The following is a 24,839-nucleotide window of genomic DNA, read 5'->3' as shown; positions in this document are numbered from 1 at the left end:
AGATGGGCCTCAGGTCCGAAGGAAGACGGAAAGGATCGCGCCTGCCGCAAAGCCCGCAAGCACGAAGAGTAGCAGAAACGCGGGCTTCAAATCGCCGTTCGAGCGCTGCTTCAGTGCGTTGAGGCTCTTTTCCATGCCCGCGATTACACCGTCGAGCCGCATCAGGTGGACGTCGAGATCGGTCAGTCGCTGGGTGATTTCTCCGCGGAGGTTCGCGACATCGTCGCTGATTGCTGCAAGTCCGGGGCTTTCGGCTTCATCGCCGTCGTCAACTTTCGACCGCAGGGCGGAACGCTGCGAGACCTGCAATTGCCGTTGTGCTGCCATCAGCACGTCGAGCTTGTCGAGCACTTTTGCAAGTGGCGCCGCAATCAGCGCCTCAGCGGCTTGTTCGTCGGGCTTGGGAACACGAAGCGGCAGTTCGCCGCCTTTGCCGGTCGCCGCAAGCACAACGAGTTCGCCGCTACGCGCGCTCGCCATCTCGGGCAACGCGATTTCAAACGCGTGGTTGCCGTCGCCAATGCCGTTGCGCTTGAGATCGGGCCGGTTGCGGTCGGCGAGCGCCTCGGCGATCACCTTGCCGTCGAGAAGCACGCGAATGGCAAGCCGCTTTTCCGGGGTTTCCGGGTCAAAGGCCCAGCCGAAGACGCGGCCCTGGTCGATCGCGTCCACGCGGCCCTTCAGCGGCTTTGCATTGTTCTGCTCCGGTGCGACGTCCGGTTTGTCGGCTGCTACAGACATGGTCTTCCCTCTAGGCGGCGACGGTTTCTCGGGGCTCGATCGCGTCGATGAGCGTGAGATAGCGCCGGGCAGTGGTATCGATATCGTTGGGCTTGCGGGCATTGGCCGAAAGGCGGCGCCGAAGGTCAGGGCTTTCCGCCATGCGGCGCATGGCGGCAGCCAATGCACGCGGATCGTTTGGCGAGACGGTGATGCCGTTGACGCCGTCCTGCACCATTTCGGCCATCCCGCCGATATTGCTGGCGATCACCGGTTTGCGCTGGGACTGCGCCTCGTCGATGACCAGCGGTGCGTTCTCCCACCAGATCGAAGGCACGATGGTGCAATCGACTGCGGCAATAAGGTCGCCGATGTCTTCGCGCCTGTAGGCGCCGCGCTGTTGGACGGAAGGCGCCGTCTTCTTGAAGAGGCGGGCGATCTCGTCCTTGAAACTGTCGGCCTGGAAGGGCGCGCCCCCGTGCACCCGCAGCTCAAAACGCAGGCCCTCGTCGATCAGCTGCCGCGCAGCCTCGAGAAGCACGGACGTGCCTTTCCAGGGATTGAGATTGCCGAAATAGCCGAAGACCGGCCGATCGTTCTCCGGCTGGCCCTTGCGCGGCGGGTCTCGTGGCGGCAGGCCGTTGGCAATCACGTCGATTTGGTCGCCGTTCAGACCCCAGTCGATGAAACGTTGCCTCAGAAACTGGCTCGGCGAGATGAAGCGATCGACGGTTCTGAGCAACGCTTTCAGATGCTGCTCGCGCAACACGAAACGATCGAGCGGAATGTCCTTGAAACAGCTATGGCAACGGTCGGGGCTCGACTTGTGACAAAGCTCCTTGCCGCTGGTGCGCACCATAAGCCCGTCGTGATGGCAAAGCGGATAGTAGTCGTGCAGTGTCATTACGATCCGGCAGTCGGGCAGGGTGCGGCGGACGATGTGCGGAAACTCGGCGCCAAGCAGCAGCAGGTGGTGGATGTGAACCACGTCCGGCCGGAAATCGCGCAAAAGCTCGGTAAGGTCGGGCACGACGCCATAGAGGTCGATCTGGCTCATGAAGAAGCGATCGAAATGGCCGGACCACAACAGCACCTCGTCGCCCTCGGGGCCGATCGCCTGAAAACTCGTGCCGGGCCGCACCTGGCGGTGGGTCTGGTTGGTGGCGCCGAGGAAGAGCGCCTCGTGACCGGCCCGCTGATAGGCACGGAAAAGGTCGTGCGCGAAAATCTCCGTGCCGCCGGGGTGAAGCGCCGGATGATTGTGCGCGGCGACCAGAATGCGCTTCTTCATCCGCTCACACTCCGGCGTTCGGCGACGAAGACATCCTGGTAGTGACCGGCACTTTGGCCCCGCCAGTGACCGAGCGATTTCAGGACCGTCGTGAAACCTGCTCGCTCCAGCGCCCGGTCGAGGAAGCCGTCGTCGAAACCGACGGCGGCAAGCGGCGGAAGACCGGGCACGAACCAGCAGGGGCCGTCGCCACTACGAACGAAGGCAAGACGGGGATCCCGCCGGCCGTGTTCGTCCTTCGCGGCGATGCTGTCGACCACGAAGGCGGTAACGAAAAGCCGTCCGCCGGGCTTCAGCATCCGGTTGATCTCGCTGAAATAGACGAGCACTTCGTCCGGCGGCAGATGGGTGACGATCGACGTCATGATGGCGAAGTCGAACTGGCGATCCGGGTAAGGCAGCTTCAGCGCCTTGCCGTTGATCCTGCCTGATGGGTTGTAGAGTTCGTGGGCGATGTCGACATGCTGGAAGGTGAAATTCGGATAGACCGGCGTGACGGATTGACGGCACCAGGTGACGCCGCCTTCCACCGGGTCGATACCGACATAGCGCCCGTGATCGCTATCGAGATATTGCGTCAGCGGAACGGCCATGCGGCCGATGCCGCTGCCGATGTCGAGCACGCTGCTTTTCGGCTGTAATCCGCCCATGCGGATGAAGTGGCCGAGAAACTCCACGCCGACAGCCCGGTAGTTGCCATCTCCGACGAAGACGCTGTTTTGGTCCGGCTGCGGCAGGAAACGATTGGTGAGAACCGTCTGAAGCATGCCTTCGATGCGGTCTTCGTTCTGTTGCCAGGCCGGCTGCAGGTTGTCTGCGTGGCGAAGTACGGGCTGGTTCATGCGGCGCTCCTGGCGGCAGGCTTACGAGTGCTCGGCGCTGCCGCCTCTTCGGCGCCGAGGTAGGATGGCATCAGGGTGGTAATGTCTTGGTTCCAGCGCTCGGTATGCAGCCATGCATTGTACTGGCTGGCGACGCCGCGCGTGTAATCCTGGCTGCGGCTGATCGAGCGCCGCTCCAGATGGTAAAGACAGGCTGCCGGCTCATAGACGATATCGAAGCCGGCTCGCCGGATCTTGAGGCAGAGATCGCTGTCCTCGTAGTCGCCGATCACGAAGTCCTCGGCATAGCCGCCGACGAGGTCCCACACCTCCTTGCGCATCACCTGGCAGGCGCCGGTGACGCCGGGCACGTTGCGCATTTCCTGCGCCGGCGCATAGGCGCCCGGCATGCCCTTGTAGAAATGGTGATTAAGCCAGATGTCCTGCTTGTTGCGGGCAAAATAGAGGCCCGCATGCTGCAGCGAGCCGTCCTCGAACAGTAGTTTCGGGCCGATGGCGCCGATCGACTTTTCCTTCAGCACTGGCAGCGCAAGCTTTTCCAGCCAGCCGGCCCCACATGGCACGACGTCGGAGTTGAGCATGACGATAACAGAACCGCGGGCAAAGCGTGCGCCGGCATTGCAGGCGCGGGCATAGCCGCCGTTGCGGTTCATCACCACGAGCTTCATCGAAAGCCCGTGAAGCAGATGGAAACCACCGAGCAGGTGTTCCGTCTCGTCGTGGATCTCCGGGGAATCGAGCACGTAGATGATCTCGGCGTTGGCCGCGACGAAAGGGTCGGTCGCAAGTCCCGACAGCTGGAAGCGCAGGAAGTCGAGCACGCGGTAGAGCGGAACGACGATCGAGATGAGAGGCGCGGCCATCATCGGGCCGAAGTCCTTGGTCTGGTCGACCCTGATCGTCTTGCCAAGCCGCTGCTCCACGTCTCTCAGCGCCGGCGCAAGGATGGTGCGGAATGCCTGATCGTTGGCGTGCTGGGGCGGAACGGCACGCAGGATGCGGTTGCGTTGCGTTGCAGGATCGAAGGGTTGCGGTTTTGGCACCAGCGGCTTGACTGCGCCGGACGCCAACCGCAACTGGAAGCGCGGCTGGAGAAGGGGGCCAAGCGGTTCGCCCATCGGCAGCCAACTGACAAAACCGGTCACGTCCGTCTTGGAGCCGTCCTCGGCGCCGCGGGCCCAGCCCGGAAATTCATACCAGTTGCCATCGAGCGGCAAGGCCGTGCCGTCTTCCTGGAGATAGTCGATGCCGGCAAGGACGCCGTTTGCGTCGCGTGTCCAGCCGCCGACGAGCAGGCCTTCCGACATGGCAAGGGCGAGGTCGATCTCGGCACCCGGATGGAGAGCGGACTTGCCCGCCTGTCTTGCCGGCAGCGCGGAGCGAAGCTGCAGGTCGATCGCAAGAGCCGTGCCGCTTTCCGGAACCTCGCTCAGGGACCGGACGACGAACTCGCGCAAGCCCGCCGCCGCGCCGTGCTCGGGCCACCATTGCTGGAGGTTGGGATAGCGGGAGCCGCGCGGCGAAAGCTCGCGCACGGCGATACCGCGCTTTCCCATGATGATGAGTGAGAGCGCCTGGGGCGCGCGCGGCGATTCAAGAACGAAATGGCAGCGGCGCTGGCCGCGCTCGGTTCGGCCGGTTACGGCGAATGGCTGCGGCAGCGGCAAGATTGCTTCGGCGCCGAGCGCATAGATCGCGTTGATGTCGCCGAGTTCGGCGTTGACGGTCGTCTCTGCCAGATAGCGCCCATGCGCGAGACGACAGGCGATGGTTGCGGGGCGCTGCCCAAGGTTCAGGGCGTGGATCACGTCATCGACGAGCCCGATAAAAAACTCGTCGCGCGACAGACGAAACGCGCTTCGCCAGACCGTCAGCAGATTGTTGAGAAATTTGAGACGACCTTCGGGCTGGAGGTCGGAAAGCTGGGCCGCCAGATCGAGGAAGGGGAGCTTGGCGGTCGGTTCCAGGACCACCGTCTGCAGAACATCGCCGTCCGCCGCGATTTCGGCGAGCTCGCGCTCGTTTCCGGGGCGCATCGCCCAGAAGATCCGCTGGCCCCCTTGGGCGCGCGGAAGCGCCATGCTGACGAGAGGTACGAGCGAACGCGACGCGGAAAGGACGTATTTGGTCTTTGCCGAGAGTTCGGCAGGTGCGTCCCAGATTAGCACAGCAACGTCGAAGCCGAGCCTGAATGCTGCGGCGCTTGTGAAGTCGAGGCCGAAGCTTCTGATACGGTCGTCTGCCGTCACGCGCTACTCCTGAAGGACGAAAAGGGAAGGCGCGCCCCACGGGAGGAAGTGGGGCGCACCAGTCAATCTCAATGGATCGTGAAGTAGTGGTTCGGGTTCGCCTGGATATCGTCGGCGTCCGCATTGACGAGCGTCAGCGTATCGCCATGGCCGAAGTCGATGACCACGTTGCCACCAACCTGGGTGACGCGCGATGCCAGATCTTCCGGCGACGAAATGTCGAGGCCGTTGATGTCCTTGGAAATCTGCAGAAGGTCTTCGCCGGGCGTGAAGTCGAGGATGACGTCGTTGCCGCCGCCGCCGTCGAACACGAACACGTCGCTGCCTTCCCCGCCGGTCATGACGTCGTCGCCCTGGCCGCCGTTGATGATGTCGTTGTCGGCACCACCGAACAGGATGTCGCTGCCTCGGCCGCCCATCAGCAGGTCGCTGCCGCCGCCGCCAATGAGAATGTCGTTCCCGTTGTCGCCGTAAAGCAGGTCATCACCCTGGCCGCCGAACAGAACGTCGTTGCCGTTGTCGCCATGGAGAACATCGTCACCCCAGCCGCCGAACAGGGTATCGCTTCCGTTACCGCCGAACAGCATGTCATCACCTTCGTCGCCGAAAATGGTGTCGTCGCCATTGCCTCCGTTCACGAAGTCATCGCCAGCGCGGGCATGGATGAAGTCGTCGAAGCGTGAGCCAAAAAGGGCGTCATCATACGCGCCGCCTTCCAACGTGGCCATATGCTACTCCTCTTAGTTGTTGCTTACGTCATCTTGGTTGTTGCTTGCGCTCATCCCCGGTCTCAAACCGGTGGCGAGCGCGGCGACATTGCACTGCAAAAAAACATATGGCAACAGCAAAAAAGAAATAAAATCAGATGTACTGTATTATTGCCTGCTACCTACGATGTATATCTTGTATCAGTTTGATGATTATCCCTGAGATCTAAGGGGTGATAGATTTGTTATTACTTAGAAATAAATTCAAAATTAGAAACAAATTGCCGGCGAAATTGAATTTCGCCGGCGGAGACGGTGTTGGACCCCTCTGGATCAGTCTTCGCGGAAGGATCGATTGAGGCTCTCTGCAATCGGCGAGACCATGTAATCGATCGCCGAGCGCGGCTTGTGTACGATCAGCACTTCCGCAGGCATGCCGGGATAGAGGCGGATGTCCGGGTTGGCGGTGAGCGACGCCGGCGCAATGCGGGCGCGCGCCACGTAGTAGGAAACGTTCGACTTGTCATCGACCGATTGGTCGGCCGCGACGTAGCTGATTTCGCCGTCGAGCGGCAGGTGCGAGCGCTGGTTGTAGGCGGTCAGCCGGATCTGCGTCTTTGAGCCGATGCCGATGCTATCGATGTCTCGGGTGCCGACATGCATCTCGACGAGAAGCGGCTCGTCCTCGGGGACGATGTCGAGCAACGGCTGGCCGGCAGAGACCGCGCTGCCCGGTGTGCGCAACTGAATGTTGGTGACGATGCCGGTCTGTGGCGAGCGGATTTCGAGGCGGCTCAAGACGTCCTTGGCCGAGACGAGCCGCTGTCCCACATCTGCAAGTTCGAGGCGGGCCGTCGTGATTTCGCCGGCGATCTCCGACTGGAATTCGTTCTCGATACCGGTCAGCCCGAGTTCCGCGCCGGCTTCGGCCTTTTCGGCCTGGGCCTTGTTGCCGGCAAGCTCACCGCGCGAAGCGGCAAGTTCGCTGAGCTTGGCATCAATCTCGATCAGCTTGGAGCGCTGGGCAAATTCCTTTGCAACCAGCGTCGCGATCGCGGTGCGCTGCTCAGTGATCAGTTCGATCTGGCGGTCGGTTGCTCTGATCTGCTCGGCCAGCGACTTGGCCCTTTCCGAGTACTCTTCGATGGTCTTGCCCTGAACCTCGAGCCGCCCGGCTTTCGCTTCGCGCCGGCGGTCGAAGAAGTTTGTCTCGGCCTTCACCGCGTCGTCGGCAGCGGCTTCCGCGGTGCCCATCAACTCGTCGGGGAAATCTATCTGCGCGGCTTCCGTCTGCTCCGCCCTGAGGCGGGCAAGCTTTGCGATCAGACCAAGGCGGCGGCTTTGCAGTGCCTCAAGGTCGGATCGGGCGCGGGTGTCGGCAAGCTTGACCAGGGGCTGGCCGAGCGTGACGCGATCGCCTTCCTGGACGAGGAGGCGGTCGAGGATGCCGCCTTCGAAGTGGCTGACGGTCTTGCGCTTCGAATCGACCACGATCGTGCCGCTTGCGACCGACGCGCTGCTGAGTTCCGTTGAAAACGCCCAGCCGAAGAAGCCACCAAAGGCGACGAGGATCGTCGTCAAGCCGGCAAGGACCACGCCGCGCAGCGGCGCGGTGGCGCTTCCTTCGGCGTCCGCATCCAGCCCGTGCAGCGGGTGGGGCCGCTCAGGGATCGCGGGCAGGTTCGCGCGGTCGTCCTTGGTCACGAGTGTGCGTGCCTCGCGAGAGGCTGGCAGGTTCTGTTTGTTCGTCATGCGGATACGCCTTCCCGTCTCGGCTCGCCGGGTGTCATGGATGCGACCACGTCTGTGCGCGGGCCAAACTGGGTGATGCGCCCGTTTTCAAGAACGAGCAGCTTGTCGGCGGCCTGCATGATCGTCGGCCGGTGGGCGATCATGATGACGATCGCACCCTCGTTGCGTGCCCGCTCGATCGCGCGGATCAATGCGCGCTCGCCGATGGCGTCGAGATTGGCGTTCGGCTCGTCGAGAACGATCAGGCGAGGATGGTCGTAAAGGCAGCGGGCAAGGGCGATGCGCTGGCGCTGGCCGCCCGAAAGCGTCAGGTGTCCATCGCCGACCGGGGTGTCGTAGCCAAGCGGCAGCCGTCCGATCATGTCGTGCACGTCAGCAAGCCGAGCCGCCTCGAGCACTTTTTGGGGTTCGCCTTCCTCCATGCGCGCGATGTTGTCGCGGATGGTTCCTTCGAGCAGCGAAACGGACTGCGGCAGGTAGCCGGTCATCTGTCCAAAGGAAGCGCGTTCCCACAGATAGACATTGTTGCCGTCGAGGAAGACGCCGCCGGTGGTCGGCTTTTGAATTCCGACGAGGAGCCGGGCCAGTGTCGACTTGCCCGCCGCCGAGGGGCCGACGATGCCGAGAACTTCGCCGGGCGACAGCGAGAAGGAAACGCCCTTGATGATCGGCACATCCAGGCCGGGCGCCGCATAAACGAGCTTATCCACAACAAGATCGCCCTGCGTGCGCGGCTGCGGCATGGTCTGGCGTACGGCCAGATCCTGGTTCAGCGCAGTCTCTATCCGGCGCCAGCTTGCAATGGCGAGCACCCACTGACGCCAGTTCTCGATCATCGAATCAAACGGGGCGAGCAGGCGTCCGACGAGGATGGTCGTCGCCATCATCGCGCCAGGGGAAATCTCCTGTTTCATCACGAGGATAGAGCCTGTTGCCAGTGCGGCCGCCTGGATCATGAAACGCAGCGAACGGGTGATCGAAGCCATCGCCTTGCTGCGGCTTCCGCTGGTCTCCAAAGCGTCGAGCGCGTGCAGCTGTGCGGTGCGCCAGCGGCGGGCGAGTGCTGGCAGCATGCCCATCGCTTCGATCGCTTCGGCATGGCGCAAGCTTGAACCAATTTTCGAAACGGCCTCGATATTGGCTTGATTGGCCTCTTTCATCAGCCGGCGAGTCAGCAAATCAGTCAGCAATCCACAGCATACGAGCAGGGCAATGGAAATGGCGCCAAGAAGGCCGAACATCGGGTGCAGCGCAAAAAGCACCCCGAGAAAGATCGGCGACCAGGCGGCATCGAGCGGGGCGCTGACGGCAGACGTCGTGAGGAAGCTGCGCAATTCAGCCAGGTCCCGCAGCGACTGGGTCGCCCGGGTCAGCCCTTGATCGGCGGCCGCCTGAACGGCGGCGGTCAGCACAGGCAGGTTCAGCCAGCGCACGACTGCACTACCCATCGCCTGGAACGTCAAAGCCCTGATATATTCGAGCACGCCGTAGATCACGAGCGCGCCGATGACGAGAATCGTCAGCATGGTCAGCGTGTCCATGCTCTGACTGTTCAACACGCGGTCATGAACTTGCATCATGTAGAGTGGTGTCGAGAGCTGCAATATGCCGATGCAAGCACTCAGCAGGGCTGCATAAATAAGTGCCAAAACGAACACGCGGCGCGCCTTCAAAATAAGCAGCCGCGGATCGTTTGCTCCATTTTGCGCCTTCTTTGGCCCAATTTGGTTCTTGCTAATCATATTGCCTCGTTTGCTGTCACGCGTGGCGATTTTCTGGATAAGTTCGTTGGGGTCTTGAGGAAGCTATTTTGTTTGTTATCACTTAAATCACAGTGTTGCCGTGATAAGTGTGACACAATAATGGTGGAATGCTCAAGATAGTCGTATTCGGTGGGAGTAAAGGGGGCGAAAAATTGCTTCAAAATTTGAAGTAATTTTTGAATGTTGTAGTAATGCTCAGTTGGAGAGAGGGATGAATCAAAGGATTCTCTATCCGTTCGCAGATTTTGGCGGCGCTGTTGCCATCCGCCCCGGGGATGACGCAGTTGGAAGTGCCCCTGAACATGACAATATTGACCAGGAGAGCGAAGCGTCCGTGGTCACATACTTCGAACTGGCACGGATGATGGAACGGGCCAGCCGGCGCTTTACCGGCCTGTTGCGTGCCGAGCTGACGAAGCTTGGCGTCGACGATATCGGCCCGGCACAGGCGATGGTCCTTCTGGCGATCGGCGATGCGGAAGTGTCGGTGGCGGAGCTTTTGGACCGTGGCCACTATGTCGGCTCCAACGTTTCCTACTACCTGAAGCAGTTGGGCGACGGGGAGTATATCGACAGGGCCGCCTCCCAGCGCGACCGGCGCTCGGCCCGCATTAAGCTTTCGGAGAAGGGCAAGCAACTTTGCGATTCCTTACGCAAGGCGGCTGGCGCCTACGAACGTGTCCTCAGCCACGGCGAGCAGGACCGGCGCAATCTCGAAACCGCATTTCAAACGCTGCACCGGCTCGAGCTGGTTTGGGGGAATGCAACGCGCTACGGCATCTAAGATGCCCGCGCACAGGCTGTCCTTTCAACGGCTATAGGCAGGGAATATGCACGTAGCATTTGTACACCGGCGCGGCTTCTGCCAGTTCGCCGCTCTCGCGTCTCATTTGGCGCAGACGGGAAATGAAGTGACACTCGTGACGGAAACCGTGGATCAGCGGATTCCGGCAACGCGCGTCATTCGCCACAGAGCAGAACCCGGCCCGCAGGCCAATTCGCAGATGGCACGGCACCTCGGTGTGTCTGACCATCATGTCCGGATCGGTCACCGGGTCGCCGAAACCTTCGATGCCATGGCCCGTCAGGGGCAGGTGCCCGACGTTATCGTCGGGCACATCGGCTGGGGCGGCATGACCTTCGTCAAGGATGTGCTGCCGAATGTCCCGGCACTCGGCTATTGCGAGTTTTTCTACCGCGCCGAAGGGGCCGATATCGGCTTTGCCCCCGACGACAAGCCCGACCAGGATACGCGCAAGCGGCTGCGGCTGCGCAACATGGCGCAACTGCTGACGCTTGATGCGATCGATGGCGGCTTCAGCCCGACTCAATGGCAAAGGAGCCTTTATCCGGCAGAGCATCGCACCCGCATCGGCGTCTGCCACGAGGGCGTCGACACCCGCGTCTTCCGTCCCGACCCGTCGGCATCGTTGAAGCTTCCGGACGGGCGGGTGCTAAAGGCGGGTGATCCGCCGATCGTTACCTTCGTCGCCCGCGATCTCGAGCCCTATCGCGGCTTCCCGCAGGCGTTGGAGGCGGCCGCAAAGGTCGCGAAGCGCCATCCCGATGCGCTTTTCGTTTTCGTCGGCGGCGACGGCGTCAGTTACGGCGCCCCTCCGCCCGGTGGCGGCTCCTGGAAGGACTATCTGCTTCAGTCCCTGGATATCCCGGCCGACCGGTTCCTGTTTCCAGGCGTGGTGCCGCATGGCGTCCTGAAGCAGCTGTTTCAGATTTCGGCCGCCCATATCTATCTGACCTATCCTTTCGTGCTTTCGTGGTCGGTCCTGGAGGCCATGGCCTGCGGCGCGCTCGTCATCGGATCGGACACCGCGCCGATGCAGGAGGTGTTGAGCTCTGGCCGCAACGGCCTGCTCGTGCCCTTCTTCGATACAGATGCGCTCGCCGAGGCGATCTCGGGGGCCTTGCAGCAACCCGAGAAGTATTCCGAGTTGCGTGCAGCCGCCCGCCGAACCGTCGAGCAAAGGTTCCGCCTGGGTGATTGCATTGCACGACAGATGACATTGCTGGATAAGGCAATGGGGAATCTTGGATCCACTCAAATACTACGGGTCTCATCTGCATAATACTTCAAAACCCGAAGTATTATTTCACGAAAAACGCAAATATAACTTATTGTGCAGTGCAAATATCCTTGATATGCTTTCTCTAGGTCGTTGAATTCGCCGATTTATTTCGAATCGGCGGATTCAACTACAGAGAGAATTCGGTTGTATTGAGGGTGGCGCGTGCAAGGGTTGGTTTCTTCTGGCGTGAGGTATTCGCAGGCGAAGAGAAAGCTGGTGTTGGCCTCGGATCACGATAGGGCGAGTGTCCAGGGCAGTGGTATCGAGCACCTGGTTCATTTTCTTCCGGCAGGCGACAGGCCTGATGCGACCCTCGAAAACGTATTTCCGTTGATCGGGCTTGCCTTTTCAAGGGAGGGCGAGGCGGATCTGGCCGACGGCATCGTCGCGTTGCGGGCGCTTGGCACCGTCCCGGAGATCCCGATCAAGCGCTTGAGCGCCGAGGCCGTCAGCGAAAGCGCCGGGCTCATTCAGGCATTGGTCGACGGCGGTGTCGGGCGGCTTGCCCGGTTTTCGTCGGCAATCACATCCGAGCTTGCGCTGCTTCGCCGCGAGCGTGAAACGCTGCTTGAAAACTATCGCGCACTCGAAGATGCGTTCCAGGCACGCAACTGGGAGCCGGTCGCCGAAGTCTTTGCGCACGACCCCTATGTCGATCCCAAGGACGAGGGCATCGGCCATCTGATTGCCAATGCCTTTGTCGAGCAGCTCCTGCCGGTCTCCAGCCATGGCGTCGCCGGTATCGCGCTTCACTTCAATTCGGTCCCGCGGGATGGTGGCGAACTGGTCGTTGTCTTGAGTTATGTCGAGAGCGGCGAGGGGGTTGCCGAGTGGGCCGTTCCATTCTCGCAGCTCGTTCCAGGCTGGAACTTCTTTGCCCTGCCGCGCACCTGCGGGGGTGGCGCCAAGACCTTGCGGCTGCGCGTTTCGACGACCGGTAGTGAGACGATCGGGCTTTCGCTCGGCTATCCCATCGCCAGTGAACACTACACGGCTCGGTCCGAGACCCGCCACGCCGACCTTGATCTGCGCCCTCTAGCGTTCCGCGTCTATACCGGCCTGCCCGGCGTCAAGCCGACGCGCATGCCGAACATGATCGCGCCGACCGCACTGCTCGACGGCCACTTCATCGAGGACTATCGTCTGTCGGTCGATCTGCTCAGCCAGATCGTCGACGTATCGGTGACGCCAGTCGTGCCGGAATTCCAGACGGTGCGCTTTCTCGAACACGAACACGCCGTCGTCTGCCATCCGCTTGCAAATGGCGTATCGGCCGGCGCCGTCGGTCGCGCTGTCGAGCCCGGCACCATATCCTTCTCCGCAAGCGCAGTGGTCGATCATCCCAAGGGCGCCCCGGCGGCCGTCAGCTTCCTGCTCGCTCCAGCGGGCTCGAACGCGCGCTCCGAAGTGGCGGAACTGGCTCGCAAGGGGGTGGTCAAGCCGTCCGCCTTCTTCAGCGGCTGGCGCGAGGTCACCAATGAGCAGCCGATCAACATCAACTTCCAGCTCGACGAGCCGGTGCGCCATCCCATGGATCTGATGATCCTCAGCCGCGCCGTAACCGACTCGGTCGATTTCTCCTGGCTCAAGGTGTCGGGTTTCCGGATGGTCAAGCAGTCGGGTGGTGCGTCTCATGCACAGCAATAGCGATCCAAGGAACCTCGTTGCGATCGCCATGCCGCTCTATGGCCACGCGGCGCTGGCGCTCGAAGCGCTCGAATCCGCGCTCGCCTCGGATCTTGAGGGCTGCCGTATTGCCATCGTCGTTTCGGTCGACGGCGACCCGCGGCAGGAGACCTTCGATCAGCTGTTGCTCTATACCGCGGCCCACCCTGATATCCATGTGGTCTTCGGGCGTAACGCCGGCCCCGGCGGCGCGCGCAACCGCGCCATCAACTACGTGCTCGAAAATCTGCCCGAGGCGAAGGCCGTTTATTTTCTCGATGCCGACAACCGAGTCCTGCCGGGAACGATCGAGACCCTCTATCGGCGCCTGCACGAAAGCGGCGCCGGCTGGGTCTATACCAACATCGACACCTTCTCGGTGAGCTGGCGAGCCCATTACGGCAACCAGTATTCGCGGCTCGTCCACTGCATCACGGACAACATCTGTGACACCGGCTCGATGATCTCGATCGAGGTCTTCCAGGAGGGCGTTCGGTTCAACGACGACCGACAGAACGGTTTTGAGGATTGGGAGTTCTGGCTTTCCTGCGTCGAGCACGGTTTTGTCGGAACCCCCTGCCACGACACGACGTTCGAATACCGCCTACGCGCCGAAAGCCGTTTCAAGGAAGCCAACCGCGACCGCGCGACATCCGTGAGCTTCCTCAGAAAGCGCCACAAGGCTCTGTTCCAGCGGCCGATGCTCGTCGATTTCGAGCATGAGGAGTGCCCGCGTTATCTCTTCGCGCGCACCGAAGACGCGGCGATCTCGTTCTTCACAGATCCGACGAAGCAACCGAAGCGGCTGCGCCTCGACGACATCATCCCGGCGTTCTGGGCAAGTACCGGCGAGCCCGACAACGTGCACTTCCCACCTTTCGTCATGGCCGGCAGCGGTGCGACGATCGATCTGCTTTTGCGCTCGCGCATGCTGCCCAACGTGCTTTGCCACCTGGAGCGCCTGAGCGAGAAGGCCAATGTCGTCTTCGTGCATCTCGGCAACGACGCGACGCAGCGCAAGATCGAGCCGACCTTCCTCGACGCCGGCGCCCAGCATCTTGGCCAACCGGATCTCATCTTCATTTCGACGGCGCTCTTGCGCGACGTCATCCGCAACAATGCGCTCGACTGGTTTGCTTCTATCGGCACGCAGCAGGTGTGGCCGACCTCGGCGGTTCTCAATGTGCGCTTCCCGTTCCCGCGCGCCCTGCCGCGCCGCACGCTGATCACGCCGCAACAGGTGATGATCAACTGCGTCAACGCGATCGCCACCAGTCCGCTTCGCCGCACGGCCGGCCGTCGCTGGACCTGGCGGCCCGCGCGGCTCATGCCCTATTCCGACCTGCACAAGGCCTTGCGAACGGAGATCGGCGGCTCGCCGGTGCTGCCGCTCGGGCACAGCGAAGCCGGCAAGAAAACTGCAGCGCTTCTCGTGCCGAACGCGTCGTTTGGTGGCGCCGAGAAGGTCATCTACGCCGCCTCGCGTGAGCTCAGGGCCACGGGCTACGAGACGCATCTGTTCGTGCTCGGCACCAGCCGGATGGACGTGATCGATGAGTTCGATTCGAGCTTCGACTATGTTCACTTCTGGGATCAGGGCATCCCGGCCTGGGGCGGCTCCGGCTCGTTCCTCGGTCAGGATTTCATCGCCGACCATCATGAAGTCGATTGGGGTGCGCTTAAAGGTCAGCTCTCGGGCTTCGATCTCGTCATCAACAACCACGTGATGGCGATGCATCCGCTGATCGCGCGGCTGCGCTCGGAAGGGACACGCACGGCGTGCTATCTGCACGTCGTCGACAACACGCCGTTCAAGCGCCCCGCCGGCCAGCCCTTTGCGGCCATCGCCCACGAGCATTGCTACGACGCCTTCCTCACCTGCTCGGAACAACTGAAGTTCTACCTGCACAGCTTCGGCGTGCCGCTCGAAAAGATCTTCGCCGTTCCGAACGGCGCAAGTTTCTCCGTGCCGCCCAAGGTGCTTGCAGATGTGCTGCAGGTGCGGCGGATCGAGCGCAAGGACGACCGGCTGCGGCTGCTCTACATGGGTCGGCTCGACCAGCAGAAGGGTATCGACCGGCTGGCTGCGACAATCTCCGAACTGCGGGCCGCACACGTGTCGTTCGACGCGCGGGCGATCGGTGGCGAGATCCTGGCGGATGCATCGTTCTCCTGGACGGACCGGCTCAAGGAGCTGGGCGTCGACGTGCGTCCTCCGGTCTTTGCCAGCCGCGACCTGATCAAGGCGCTCGGATGGGCCGATGTTCTGATCATGCCTTCACGCTGGGAAGGTGCCCCGCTGATGATCGCCGAAGCCCAACAGCTAGGCTGCGTGCCGATCGCAACCGCGGTTGGCGCCGTCGACGAACTGATCGTCGATCGCGAGGACGGCATCCTGATCGATGCCTCCTCCGATCCCCAGGTGGTGCGCGACATGGTGAAGGCCGTCGCCGAGGTTTCCCGCGATCGCAACCTGCTGGCTCCGATCATGGAAGGTTGCCTCAGAACAGCGGCGCGCCGCGCCTGGTCCAACTCCTTCTCGGAGTTCCTCGGCTGGTGCGACGGCGCCGTGAACAATTCCTCGCTTTCGCGCGCCAAGGTCATCCGGGCGCGTGAGACATCCAATACCGGCGTCGCAGCTGCAGGCTGATCGACCCGTACGACTTTTCAAAGAGAAGGGACTTACGCATGCGTCCAAGAATCCTCCTGACGGGTATTCCTGGTCATTACACGCGCCTCGCAAACGGCGCGAATGGCCTGTCGGTTTCCTATTCGGAACGGCAAAAACAGCCCGAATCCAAGGACGAGTTTCTTCAGGAGCTTCGCAACATCAGCAACACCGGCAACTACTTGATCGGTGAGGGGGCTCTGCGCGCCATCGCGCCGCACGCCAAGCAGATTCCGTTCTGGCATCTCTACAACGCCCACAAGAACGGCACCGGTTTCGATGAATTCAACAACAACTTCGACATCTGCGTGTTCACCTGCGCCAATCTGTTGCGCAAGGGGCTTTCTGCGGATGCGGAGGCTGATGTCTTGAGCAAGCTCAAGATGCCGATCGTCATGCTCGGTATCGGCCACCAGAACCGCAAGGACCTGGAAACAGGCCTGCCGGAGGGGACGAAGCGCCTGCTCGATGTTCTCAAGGACCGCGAGCACTATTTCCTCACCCGCGGCTACGAAACCGCCGGCTACCTGAAGGACCAGGGATTCAAATACGTCCGGCCAACCGGCTGCCCCTCGGTCTATTTCGCGCCGAACAATATGCGTGCCTCGATGAAGAAGCTGCCCGACGTCAAGATCGGTCAGGCAAAGACCATCTTCTCGGGCTATCTCGGCGCCAATCACGATTGCATCGTCGATGCGATCGCGCTCAACCCGGAAGGCGCCAAGCCCCAATACATCATCCAGGACGAATTCCTGCACTTCGACATGAAGGTCGAGCCGGATGCCGATGGGAGGGTCTTCGATTCCTGCTCGGGCAAGATGCTCGGCGAACTGGCTTTTCCGGGTGCTGAGCGCCAGAAGGTCCCCTTCGATGTGCGCACCTTCTTCGATACCAACATGTGGCGCGCCTGGGCCTCGCACATGGACTTCAATTTCGGCCGGCGTTTCCATGGCTCGATCATTGCCATGCAGGCGGGTGTGCCGAGCCTGATGGTGGCCGTCGACGACCGCATGCGCGAAATGCTGGGCTTTACCGGCCTGCCGTCGGTCGACGTCCAGGAGCTCGAAAAGGCGGAAAACCGGGCGGAGTTCGTTGCCAGCCATCTGGCCGGGCTGAACGCATCGGAACTCGTCGATCGCTACTCCGATCGCGAACGCAATTTCCGCACGGTGCTGCGCGAGATCGGCATCGGCCTCTAAACCGTGATGCCTCGGACGCGTTCGATCCGAGGCACTCAATTCATGATGTTCGGGCGGCACGGTGAGGTTTGCAGATCCGCTTCTTCATGTCGCCCTCCCTCTTCCTCAACTCTGTGGGCCAGTCCACAAACCAGGTGTATCGATGCGTATCCTGCTCACCGGAATCCCTTCCTACCTCCAGCGTACCGTGGCGCGCGTTTCCGGTGCGACGGTGCATCACAAACCCTACTTCGACGATATCCGAAGCAAGAAGGATCTGGTCGACCAGGTCAAGAAGATCGCCAACACGGGCAACTACCTGATCGGTGAGGGCGCAGCTTACGCCTTGCGCGGTCATGACGTGACCTATGTGCCGTTCTGGCATCTGGTCAACAGCCGCGGCGCCAACGATGTCTACGATGCCCTGAACAAGGAATTCGACATGTGCGTGTTCGCTTCGGCGAACCTGCTGCGTCCGGGATACTCGGCCGATCTTGAAGCGGATGTGTTCGAGAAGCTGAAGATGCCGGTGCTGGTGATGGGTATTGGTATCCAGAAGCGCGAAGGTCTGAAAGAAAATCTGCCGGCCGGCACGTTGCGGTTCCTCGAGGTGTTGAAGCAGAAGGAAAGCTTCTTCCTGACCCGCGGCTATTTCACCGCCGAGTTCCTGAGGGCGGAGGGCATGAAGTTCGTCAAGCCGACCGGCTGCCCGTCGCTCTTCTTCGCTCCCAACGAGATGCGCCACTCCTTGACGTCGCTTGCGAACGCCGACCTTGCCTCGGCACAGAAGCTCGCGCTCGGCGGCTATCTCGGCAGCGTTGCCGACACCATCGTCGATGCCCACGCGCTCCTGAAGCCCGAGAGCGTGGCAAGCTACGTCATCCAGGACGAGATCGTTGCCTATAACCTGACGCTTCCAGTCGATGACAACGCGCCGGTTTATGACCGCTCCAGCGGCCGCATCACCGGCAAGACCGAATACAAGCATCAGGAGAAGTGGCAGCGGCAGAACGAACTGATGGTGTTCTTCGACACCAACCAGTGGCGCGCCTGGTCTTCCACCCGGGACCTCTGCATAGGCCGGCGTTTTCATGGCTGCGTCATCGGCATGCAGGCGGGCACGCCCTCGCTGATGATCGCCGTCGACGACCGCATGCGCGAGATGCTCGAATTCATCGGCTTTCCCTATATCGAGGCGGGCGTCTGGAATCGTGAGGTGGACAAGAAGGCGCATCTCGCCAGCTTCCTGTCGAAGATCGACGCGCAGGCGGTTACCGAACGCTATTCGGCATGCGAGGCGAACTTCCAAAGTGCGCTTAAACAGGTTGGCATTTAATCTGCCCCTGACACGGGCGGCGCCCTTGGCGCTGCTCCTTGCCGCCCTGGTCTCCTGGGCGGCGCTTTCGCATGGAGCTCCGACGTGGGCGGGCGAGGCTGCAGCTGCACGCTACGGCGTCAACCGACTCAATCTCGCCTGGCTGGAGCGCGCGGATCAGGAACGCATCCTTCGCGAAATTGCCGACAGCGGCGCGACGCATGTGCGGCTATCGTTGTCGCGCCCCGTCGACAAAAGCATCGACGCGCTGGAGATTGCCAACCGGCTGGGTCTGCGGATCCTGCTCGAAATCCAGCTGTCGAACAAAAGCTATTATCCGGACAGCGTTCGCCCGCGCACCGGCTTCGGGCGCATCTGGGATATCAACCGGTTGTCCGATTTGGACCTTGATGGTTACCGCGCCGGCCTGGCGTCAGCACTTAAACGCATCGATGCCCTTGGCATCCGTCTGGAAGCGGTAGAACCCGGAAACGAGATCAACCTCGCCGGCTATAACGGCGACCTCGCCGTCTACGAGAAGCCGGGCCAAGCGACGCCGCGACATCTCGGCGAACTCAAGGATCCCCAGGCGTTCGGAAAAGGTCTCGACAACTACGTCGCGGCGCTGAAGGTCACCCGCGACGCCGTTCAGGCGAGCGCCAACAGCAAGGCGATCATCGTCTCCGCCGGGCTCTCCGACATGGGAGCCAAGGAAGCGGACCGGCAGGGGATGGAGCGGCTGGACCCGGGCGAGGTGATTGCCCTTTTGAAGGCTCGGGGCATGGATAAACTCGTCGATGCCTATGGCATTCACATCTATCCGGCGCGCAAGGATAAGGCGGCGATCACGTCGATCGTCACCAGACTTCTCGATTTTTGCGTGCCTGCCGACCGGGGACGGCCGTGCTGGGTGACGGAATGGGGGATTGCCAACACGGCGCGCAGTTGCCCCCTCGACGATCGTGAACGCGAAGGGGCGATGTCGGCCATGCGGACGGTCTTCGAGCGGTTTGCCGCGGAAAAACGCCTGGATGCAGCCTACTACTATGATTGGGACACCCAGCAGAATTACCGGTTGTGGCGCTGCGGTGCGCTAAGCCCGGCCGGCGTACTCGCGATCGAACCGGCCAAGGACGATTGACAACCGCACAGGTCGCGCGGGCCGAAGCGTTCCTTCTCGGATCAGCGCCGCGTTGCGCGGCTCGTCGCCGGCTCAAGCCCCTTGCCGCGGTAGGTGACGGGAATGCCGAGTTCCTCGTGGGTCCGCGCCAGCGTTTCCAGCCACGTCGCCAGTTCCTCCGGGACCTTTTCGTCTCCGGTCTCCATCGCCTCGATCCATGCCAGGTTGCAGTGGAGGGCGCTTGCCAGATTGATCGGCGTCCAACGAAGAACGAGAAGGCATTGGGTGAAACGGGCGGGTGTCATCGGTCGTGCTCAGGGTTGCATGTGGAATGGATGAAGCAGGCTTTACACGTCGAAATAAGTCAAGGTGATGACTTGCCGCGGCCAAAAGCCGTGATCTTTTCGTGAGTTAGAATTGATTGGGCAAAATGCCGCAGCGCAGCATGCGTTTGGCGCCTTTCACACGGCATTTGCCGGGAACGCCTGGAACCGATTGCCGCGCCCAAGGAGCCGAATCGGCGAAAATACGGCACTGACTGTCGCTCAGCAGGGGGTTCTCTGCCCCGAACCGGTGCGAATCGCGCGCCTTTGAGGTTGAATGGCCGCAAATTCCGAGGACCGATTCGGTCCTGGACAAAGCGCTGAGGCGATCAACCGTTGCATGCACCCCTCTACCAGACCGCGATCAACATCGCCGCGAAGGCCGCGTTCCATCTGTCGCTCGCGATGTTGCTGCCGGCCGCCGTCGATCTGTTCTATGGCCATCCCAACTGGAGGGTCTTTGCCGGTTCGGCCTTTGCGACCGGCGCTCTGTCGCTTCTGGCGATCACCGCCACCCAGGGCGGCTCGCCGCTGTTCAGCCGCAAGATGGGCTTTCTCGTCGTCAATCTTCTCTGGATCGTCGTGTCTCTCGTCGGCGCGGTGCCTTTTTGGCTATCGTCGCTGAAGCTCGATTTCGCAAAGGCCTTCTTCGAAGCGGTTTCCGGCATCACGACGACGGGTTCGACCGTCATCAGCGGTCTCGACCATGCGCCTCCGGGCATTCTTCTCTGGCGCTCTATCCTGCACTGGCTCGGCGGTATCGGGATCGTGGCGCTCGGGCTCTTCGTCATGCCCTATCTCAGGGTCGGCGGCATGTCCTTCTTCAAGATGGAGTCCTCAGACACCACCGAAAAGCCATTCGCCCGTATCTCCACCTTCACGCGCGCCTTTATCCTGATCTATGTCGTGATGACGGTGACGTGCACGATCATCTTTTCCTATCTGGGCATGAGCCGCTTCGACGCGATCAACCACGCGATGTCGACGGTCGCGACCGGTGGCTTCTCCACCCACGATGCCTCGCTCGGCTATTTCAAAAGCCTGCCGATCCTCTGGGTCGCAACCTTCTTCATGGCGCTGAGCAGCCTGCCGTTTTCCGTGCTCATCCTCTTCATCGTTCGCGGCCGGCTCGACACGCTGAAGGATCCGCAGATCATCGTCTTTCTGTCCTATCTGACGGCCCTCGCGCTCGCCGCAAGCCTTTACCAGCGGATCGTCAACGGGGTGTCGGCGCACGAGGCGTTGGCGCACGGCTTCTTCACCGTCTCCTCCATCCTGTCGACCACCGGTTTTGCCAGCGACGATTACATGCTCTGGGGTGAGTTCATTGTCGCGCTTGCCTTTGCCGCCACCTTCATGGGCGGCTGCTCCGGCTCGACGGCCGGCGGCATGAAGGCCTACCGCTTCATCATCATCTTCAATTCGATCCGCGCCGGCCTTTTCAAGCTGATCTACCCGAACGCGATCCACACCGTGCGCTACGGAAAAACCTTGGTCGATATCGACGTGCAGCGCACCGTGTTCATGTTTTTCACGGCCTACATGTTCATCTGGGCCTTCGGCAGCCTGGCGATGGGCGCAATGGGTTACGATCTTGTTACGGCGGTGTCGGCGGTCGCAACGGCGCTTTCCAACGTTGGCGCCGGGCTCGGCCCGATCATCGGGCCGGCCGGCAACTTCTCGACGCTGACCGACCCGGCGCTCTATCTCCTGTCGCTCATGATGCTGCTTGGCCGTCTGGAAATCCTGACGGTCTTGGTCATCCTGACGCCGCTCTTCTGGAAGGACTGAGCGACAGGTCGAAACGAGGCGCGCCCTGTCAGGCGGCCTCGGTCTTGCGGCGCGTGCCGGCGCTTTCGATGTAGTACTTCTCATAGCGGTGGCGATAATGCTCGGCACCGCCAAAGTCGCTGTACTTTGCCAGCTCCTGCATGTCGGTCTTGTTGAGGATCACGCCGAGGATCTTGGCGTTGATCTGCGGCTCCGAATGCAAGAGGTCGCGCACCAGGCGCGACGGCGTGCGTCCCCATTCGGCGACGAAGAGGAAACCGTCCGCAAGCGGCGAGAAGGCCTTGGCATCGACGACCGGGGCGAGGGCCGCGAGATCGACGACGACATAGTCGAAGGACTTGCGTGCATTGTCGATGAGCTCGGCCATGGCCGGCGAGGCGAGCAGCTCATGGCTGTCATACGGGCCGTTGCCGTCCACTGCTTCACCGCCGACCGGCAGGATCGCAAGCTTCGTCTGCTGGTCGATCTTGATGCCCGCCGGCCAGGATGCCTGCCCGGTCAACGCTTCCACCAGACCCGCCTTCGGCGGCGGATTGATCATCTTGCTCAAACCCGGTTTGCGGATGTCGGCATCGATCAGAAGGGTCTTCTTGCCGCTTGCAGCGAGAAGCGCCGCAAAATTCGCGGCAATGATCGACTTGCCTTCATCAGGCACCGCCGAAGCGATGCCGATGACGCGCGAGCCGTTGCCAGTCAGCATCCGGTCGCAGGCGAGCTTGGCATTGCGGAAGGTCTCGGTGAAGGACGACCGGGGGGCGTCGAGCACGATGCGGCTGAGCCGTTCGAAAGACGGAGCCCCTTGCGTGACCGGTGGCGGCATCTTGTTCTTCATCAGCTTGGCGCGAACGAGATCCGTCGTTCCAGGGTGACGCGGGCCGACCAACGGAATGTAGCCGAACGACCGATGACCGAGGATCGCGCGCACGTCGCCTTCGAGCCGGAATGTCCGCTCGCGAAACTCCTGGAAGGCCGCAAACGCGCCGCCCGCCATCAGGCCGAGCACCGCCGAAAGCGCCAGCACCATCGTCTTCTTCGGGCTCGACGGCGATGTCGGGACGCCGGCGCTCGAAATCACCCGCGCCTTGGCGATCGGGAAGGAGCGCTGCTGCGAGGCCTGCTCGTAGCGGTTCAGATAGGTCTCATAGAGCGTCTTTAGCGCGGCTGCCCGCTGCTCCAGTTCGCGCAGGTGCACGAGCGAGACATTTGCATTTGCGTTGCGGCCGGTGGTGCCTTCTATGTTTTCTCGCAGCGACGCTTCGCGTGAGCGCGCCACCTCGTATTCGTTGCGGTAGCTTGCCGTCAGCTGCTGCAGTTCCTGGAAGATCTGGCGGCCGACATCGGTTTTCTCCTTGCGCAGCGACACAGCCTGCGGATGGTCGGCGCCGAAACTCTGGCTAACGTCCTGTTCGCGCTTGCTGACCGCAAGGTAGCGCGTGCGTAGATCGCGGATGACCGAGTTGTCGCCTTCCTTGGCGGAAATCGTGGCGTTCTTGACGGCCGTCTCCGGTCCTTGGTCGACGATCGCCTGGAATTGCTTGTAGCGCGCCGAAGCGCTTGCGCTATCGGCCTGGGCAATGATGAGCTGGCTGTTGAGATCGGCCAGCTGCTGTTCCGACATGAGTTCGCCGCGCGCAAGCGTCAGGCCGTTTTCGCTGCGGTATTTTTCGACCTCGAGCGATGCGGTCTGCGTGCGCTGTCGAAGGTCTGCAAGACGTTCCTGCAGCCAAACCGAGGCTCGTTCGGTCGCCTCGAAATTGGCGTTGAGCTGGTCGTTGAGATAGGCGTCGGCATAGGTGCGAACGATGCCGGCGGCAAGCTGCGGATCGCTGGAACGATAGGCAAGCGAGACGACGGAGCTTCGCGTCACGCGTTCGACGGCCAGTCCCTGCTGGAGCAGTGCCGCCGCCTTTTGCCTCCGGCCGTTGCGGGCCATATCCTCGGAAATTTCCGGTCCGCTCGAGAAGATGCCCGTAACGGACTTCAACCCGTCCTTGACGACGTCGAACGGCGAGCGCGGCGGATTGAGGACGGTGTCGTTGTCGGCAAGGTTCATCTTGTCGACGACACGCAGGGCGAGTTCGCCGGATTTCAGGATTTCCACGGCGCTCGCAATCTGGGTGTCGAGCAGGGCGCTGTTTTGCGGCGGCGCCTGTTCTTCGGCAAATTTCGACAGGTTTTCGTCGAGAAGGACCTGCGTTGCCGATGTGTAGAGCGGTGTTGCGAAGACCAGGTAGGCGACACCGAGCGCGATGAAGAGCGCCACGAACAGGCCGACCATTCTGGCGCGACGCAAGACGACCGAAAACAGACGATCGAGGTCGATGAAGCCGTCGGGCTCCTCCACGTTGCGCGGTACGACACTGTTGAAGGGGAGACTTCTTTGGTTCATTGGGTCGCTCTGTCCGTTTCCCTTTGGTCCGAAGGCTGGCGCCTCTTCTTTCAAAAGAGGCGCCGAAGCCAGTTATGCGGCGCGGATGCGGCCTTCGTGAGACAGGACCATTTCCTTGACCGAGGCATAGACCGCGTCGCCGAGATCGGAACGCGCCAGCGCGAAGGCGACATTGGCGGCGATGAAGCCTTCCTTGGAGCCGCAGTCGAACGTGCGCCCATCATAGGGATGGGCGTGAAACGCTTGATTTTGCGACAGTTTCAGCATGCCGTCGGTCAACTGGATCTCGTTTCCGGCGCCGCGCGGCTGGTGGGCGAGGATGTCAAAGATCTGCGGCTGCAGGATGTAGCGACCATTCAGATAAAAATTGGACGGGGCCCCACCCATGCTCGGCTTTTCCACCATTTGGGTGACTTCGAAGCCGTAGGGGACGGCCGCGCCCTTGCCGACGATGCCATATTTCGAGGCGTCTTCCGGTGCGCACTGCTCGACGCCGAGAACGTTGCCGCCCGTCTGGCGATAAAGGTCGACAAGACCGGCCATGCAGCCGCGTCCGCCATGGCAGAGCATGTCCGGCAGGAGCAGCGCAAAGGGCTCGTCGCCGATGAGATCGCGGGCGCACCAGACGGCATGGCCGAGGCCGAGCGGCGCCTGCTGCCGGGTAAAGCTGACGGAACCGGCGCGCGGCAGCATCTCCTCCAGTTCAGAAATCTGGGCGTTCTTACCGGAGCGGGAAAGCGACGAGATGAGTTCAGGCGTGTCGTCGAAGTGGTCTTCGATCGCCTGCTTGTTGCGGCTGGTCACAAAGACGATGTGCTCGATGCCCGCTTCACGGGCTTCATCGACCGCATATTGCACGACCGGACGATCAACGATCGTCAACATCTCCTTCGGTATCGCCTTCGTCGCGGGAAGAAACCGCGTTCCATTGCCGGCGACCGGGATCACAGCTTTCCTGACGGTCCTGATACGGTCCATGGTC

18 protein-coding genes are annotated in these 24,839 nt (G+C 61.8%); 8 read left to right on the top strand and 10 right to left on the bottom strand.

The window, feature by feature from the left end:
• Positions 1-9: 9 nt before the first annotated feature.
• The 7 genes from IB267_RS24525 to IB267_RS24495 all read right to left on the bottom strand — a co-directional run bounded on the left by IB267_RS24525 (position 10) and on the right by IB267_RS24495 (position 9,303).
• Positions 10-741: a hypothetical protein gene (locus IB267_RS24525; protein ID WP_034798045.1), complete on the bottom strand. Its 732-nt coding sequence runs from the start codon at positions 739-741 to the stop codon at positions 10-12.
• A gap of 10 nt (positions 742-751) precedes the next feature.
• On the bottom strand, positions 752-2,011 hold the full coding sequence (locus IB267_RS24520; RefSeq protein WP_192449985.1) for a glycosyltransferase family 4 protein: 1,260 nt from the start codon (positions 2,009-2,011) through the stop codon (positions 752-754).
• On the bottom strand, positions 2,008-2,853 hold the full coding sequence (locus tag IB267_RS24515; protein WP_192449984.1) for a class I SAM-dependent methyltransferase: 846 nt from the start codon (positions 2,851-2,853) through the stop codon (positions 2,008-2,010). Before IB267_RS24515 ends, IB267_RS24520 begins: the two co-directional genes overlap by 4 nt.
• The gene (locus IB267_RS24510; protein WP_192449983.1) at positions 2,850-5,102 is read right to left on the bottom strand and encodes a glycosyltransferase family 2 protein; all 2,253 of its coding nucleotides are present in this window, start codon (positions 5,100-5,102) and stop codon (positions 2,850-2,852) included. The genes IB267_RS24515 and IB267_RS24510 overlap by 4 nt, the downstream gene beginning before the upstream one ends.
• Before the next feature lie 68 nt (positions 5,103-5,170).
• Entirely contained in the window at positions 5,171-5,830 is a 660-nt protein-coding gene (locus IB267_RS24505) for a calcium-binding protein (protein ID WP_192449982.1), read from the bottom strand.
• A 312-nt stretch (positions 5,831-6,142) separates the two neighbouring features.
• The gene (locus tag IB267_RS24500) at positions 6,143-7,561 is read right to left on the bottom strand and encodes an HlyD family type I secretion periplasmic adaptor subunit (RefSeq protein WP_192449981.1); all 1,419 of its coding nucleotides are present in this window, start codon (positions 7,559-7,561) and stop codon (positions 6,143-6,145) included.
• A complete protein-coding gene (locus tag IB267_RS24495) occupies positions 7,558-9,303 on the bottom strand; it encodes a type I secretion system permease/ATPase (RefSeq protein ID WP_192449980.1) in 1,746 nt (581 codons plus the stop codon). The genes IB267_RS24500 and IB267_RS24495 overlap by 4 nt, the downstream gene beginning before the upstream one ends.
• Before the next feature lie 232 nt (positions 9,304-9,535).
• Between IB267_RS24495 and IB267_RS24490 the strand changes: the two genes are divergently transcribed.
• From IB267_RS24490 to IB267_RS24460, 7 genes are all read left to right on the top strand, one after another.
• Positions 9,536-10,108: a MarR family transcriptional regulator gene (locus IB267_RS24490; protein ID WP_192449979.1), complete on the top strand. Its 573-nt coding sequence runs from the start codon at positions 9,536-9,538 to the stop codon at positions 10,106-10,108.
• A gap of 46 nt (positions 10,109-10,154) precedes the next feature.
• Entirely contained in the window at positions 10,155-11,408 is a 1,254-nt protein-coding gene (locus IB267_RS24485) for a glycosyltransferase family 4 protein (RefSeq protein WP_192449978.1), read from the top strand.
• A gap of 162 nt (positions 11,409-11,570) precedes the next feature.
• Positions 11,571-13,055: a DUF6212 domain-containing protein gene (locus IB267_RS24480; protein WP_192449977.1), complete on the top strand. Its 1,485-nt coding sequence runs from the start codon at positions 11,571-11,573 to the stop codon at positions 13,053-13,055.
• Positions 13,042-15,723 (top strand): glycosyltransferase, encoded by a 2,682-nt coding sequence (locus tag IB267_RS24475; protein WP_192449976.1) that lies wholly within the window; start codon positions 13,042-13,044, stop codon positions 15,721-15,723. Before IB267_RS24480 ends, IB267_RS24475 begins: the two co-directional genes overlap by 14 nt.
• Before the next feature lie 38 nt (positions 15,724-15,761).
• On the top strand, positions 15,762-16,940 hold the full coding sequence (locus IB267_RS24470; RefSeq protein WP_060521073.1) for a polysaccharide pyruvyl transferase family protein: 1,179 nt from the start codon (positions 15,762-15,764) through the stop codon (positions 16,938-16,940).
• Positions 16,941-17,082: 142 nt separating this feature from the next.
• Positions 17,083-18,255, top strand: a complete 1,173-nt coding sequence (locus IB267_RS24465) for a polysaccharide pyruvyl transferase family protein (RefSeq protein ID WP_192449975.1) — start codon at positions 17,083-17,085, stop codon at positions 18,253-18,255.
• Between the two features lie 46 nt (positions 18,256-18,301).
• The gene (locus tag IB267_RS24460) at positions 18,302-19,375 is read left to right on the top strand and encodes a glycoside hydrolase (RefSeq protein WP_371742630.1); all 1,074 of its coding nucleotides are present in this window, start codon (positions 18,302-18,304) and stop codon (positions 19,373-19,375) included.
• Between the two features lie 41 nt (positions 19,376-19,416).
• On the opposite strand, the gene IB267_RS24455 is transcribed toward IB267_RS24460, so the two are convergent.
• Positions 19,417-19,659 (bottom strand): hypothetical protein, encoded by a 243-nt coding sequence (locus IB267_RS24455; RefSeq protein ID WP_043612741.1) that lies wholly within the window; start codon positions 19,657-19,659, stop codon positions 19,417-19,419.
• Between the two features lie 354 nt (positions 19,660-20,013).
• On the opposite strand from IB267_RS24455, the gene IB267_RS24450 reads away from it, so the two are divergent.
• Positions 20,014-21,468: a TrkH family potassium uptake protein gene (locus IB267_RS24450; RefSeq protein ID WP_192449973.1), complete on the top strand. Its 1,455-nt coding sequence runs from the start codon at positions 20,014-20,016 to the stop codon at positions 21,466-21,468.
• A 28-nt stretch (positions 21,469-21,496) separates the two neighbouring features.
• Here the strand turns inward: IB267_RS24450 and IB267_RS24445 are convergent, their stop codons facing one another.
• Together IB267_RS24445 and IB267_RS24440 are read right to left on the bottom strand one after the other, a co-directional pair.
• A complete protein-coding gene (locus IB267_RS24445; protein ID WP_192449972.1) occupies positions 21,497-23,857 on the bottom strand; it encodes a polysaccharide biosynthesis tyrosine autokinase in 2,361 nt (786 codons plus the stop codon).
• Between the two features lie 72 nt (positions 23,858-23,929).
• Positions 23,930-24,835, bottom strand: coding sequence for a UTP--glucose-1-phosphate uridylyltransferase (locus IB267_RS24440; RefSeq protein WP_192449971.1), 906 nt, complete (start codon positions 24,833-24,835; stop codon positions 23,930-23,932).
• Positions 24,836-24,839 lie beyond the last annotated feature (4 nt).

The sequence above is a fragment of the Ensifer sp. ENS09 genome (assembly GCF_014852425.1).
Lineage (GTDB): Bacteria > Pseudomonadota > Alphaproteobacteria > Rhizobiales > Rhizobiaceae > Ensifer.
Note: the sequence above shows the minus strand (reverse complement) of the source record. Positions and strands in the feature narration are given on the sequence as shown.

Bases quoted from the DNA above. Each gene is read 5' to 3' on its own strand.
- IB267_RS24525 (WP_034798045.1), bottom strand. From the start codon at position 741: ATGTCTGTAGCAGCCGACAAACCGGACGTCGCACCGGAGCAGAACAAT.
- IB267_RS24520 (WP_192449985.1), bottom strand. From the start codon at position 2,011: ATGAAGAAGCGCATTCTGGTCGCCGCGCACAATCATCCGGCGCTTCAC.
- IB267_RS24515 (WP_192449984.1), bottom strand. From the start codon at position 2,853: ATGAACCAGCCCGTACTTCGCCACGCAGACAACCTGCAGCCGGCCTGG.
- IB267_RS24505 (WP_192449982.1), bottom strand. From the start codon at position 5,830: ATGGCCACGTTGGAAGGCGGCGCGTATGATGACGCCCTTTTTGGCTCA.
- IB267_RS24500 (WP_192449981.1), bottom strand. From the start codon at position 7,561: ATGACGAACAAACAGAACCTGCCAGCCTCTCGCGAGGCACGCACACTC.
- IB267_RS24495 (WP_192449980.1), bottom strand. From the start codon at position 9,303: ATGATTAGCAAGAACCAAATTGGGCCAAAGAAGGCGCAAAATGGAGCA.
- IB267_RS24490 (WP_192449979.1), top strand. From the start codon at position 9,536: ATGAATCAAAGGATTCTCTATCCGTTCGCAGATTTTGGCGGCGCTGTT.
- IB267_RS24485 (WP_192449978.1), top strand. From the start codon at position 10,155: ATGCACGTAGCATTTGTACACCGGCGCGGCTTCTGCCAGTTCGCCGCT.
- IB267_RS24475 (WP_192449976.1), top strand. From the start codon at position 13,042: ATGCACAGCAATAGCGATCCAAGGAACCTCGTTGCGATCGCCATGCCG.
- IB267_RS24470 (WP_060521073.1), top strand. From the start codon at position 15,762: ATGCGTCCAAGAATCCTCCTGACGGGTATTCCTGGTCATTACACGCGC.
- IB267_RS24465 (WP_192449975.1), top strand. From the start codon at position 17,083: ATGCGTATCCTGCTCACCGGAATCCCTTCCTACCTCCAGCGTACCGTG.
- IB267_RS24455 (WP_043612741.1), bottom strand. From the start codon at position 19,659: ATGACACCCGCCCGTTTCACCCAATGCCTTCTCGTTCTTCGTTGGACG.
- IB267_RS24445 (WP_192449972.1), bottom strand. From the start codon at position 23,857: ATGAACCAAAGAAGTCTCCCCTTCAACAGTGTCGTACCGCGCAACGTG.
- IB267_RS24440 (WP_192449971.1), bottom strand. From the start codon at position 24,835: ATGGACCGTATCAGGACCGTCAGGAAAGCTGTGATCCCGGTCGCCGGC.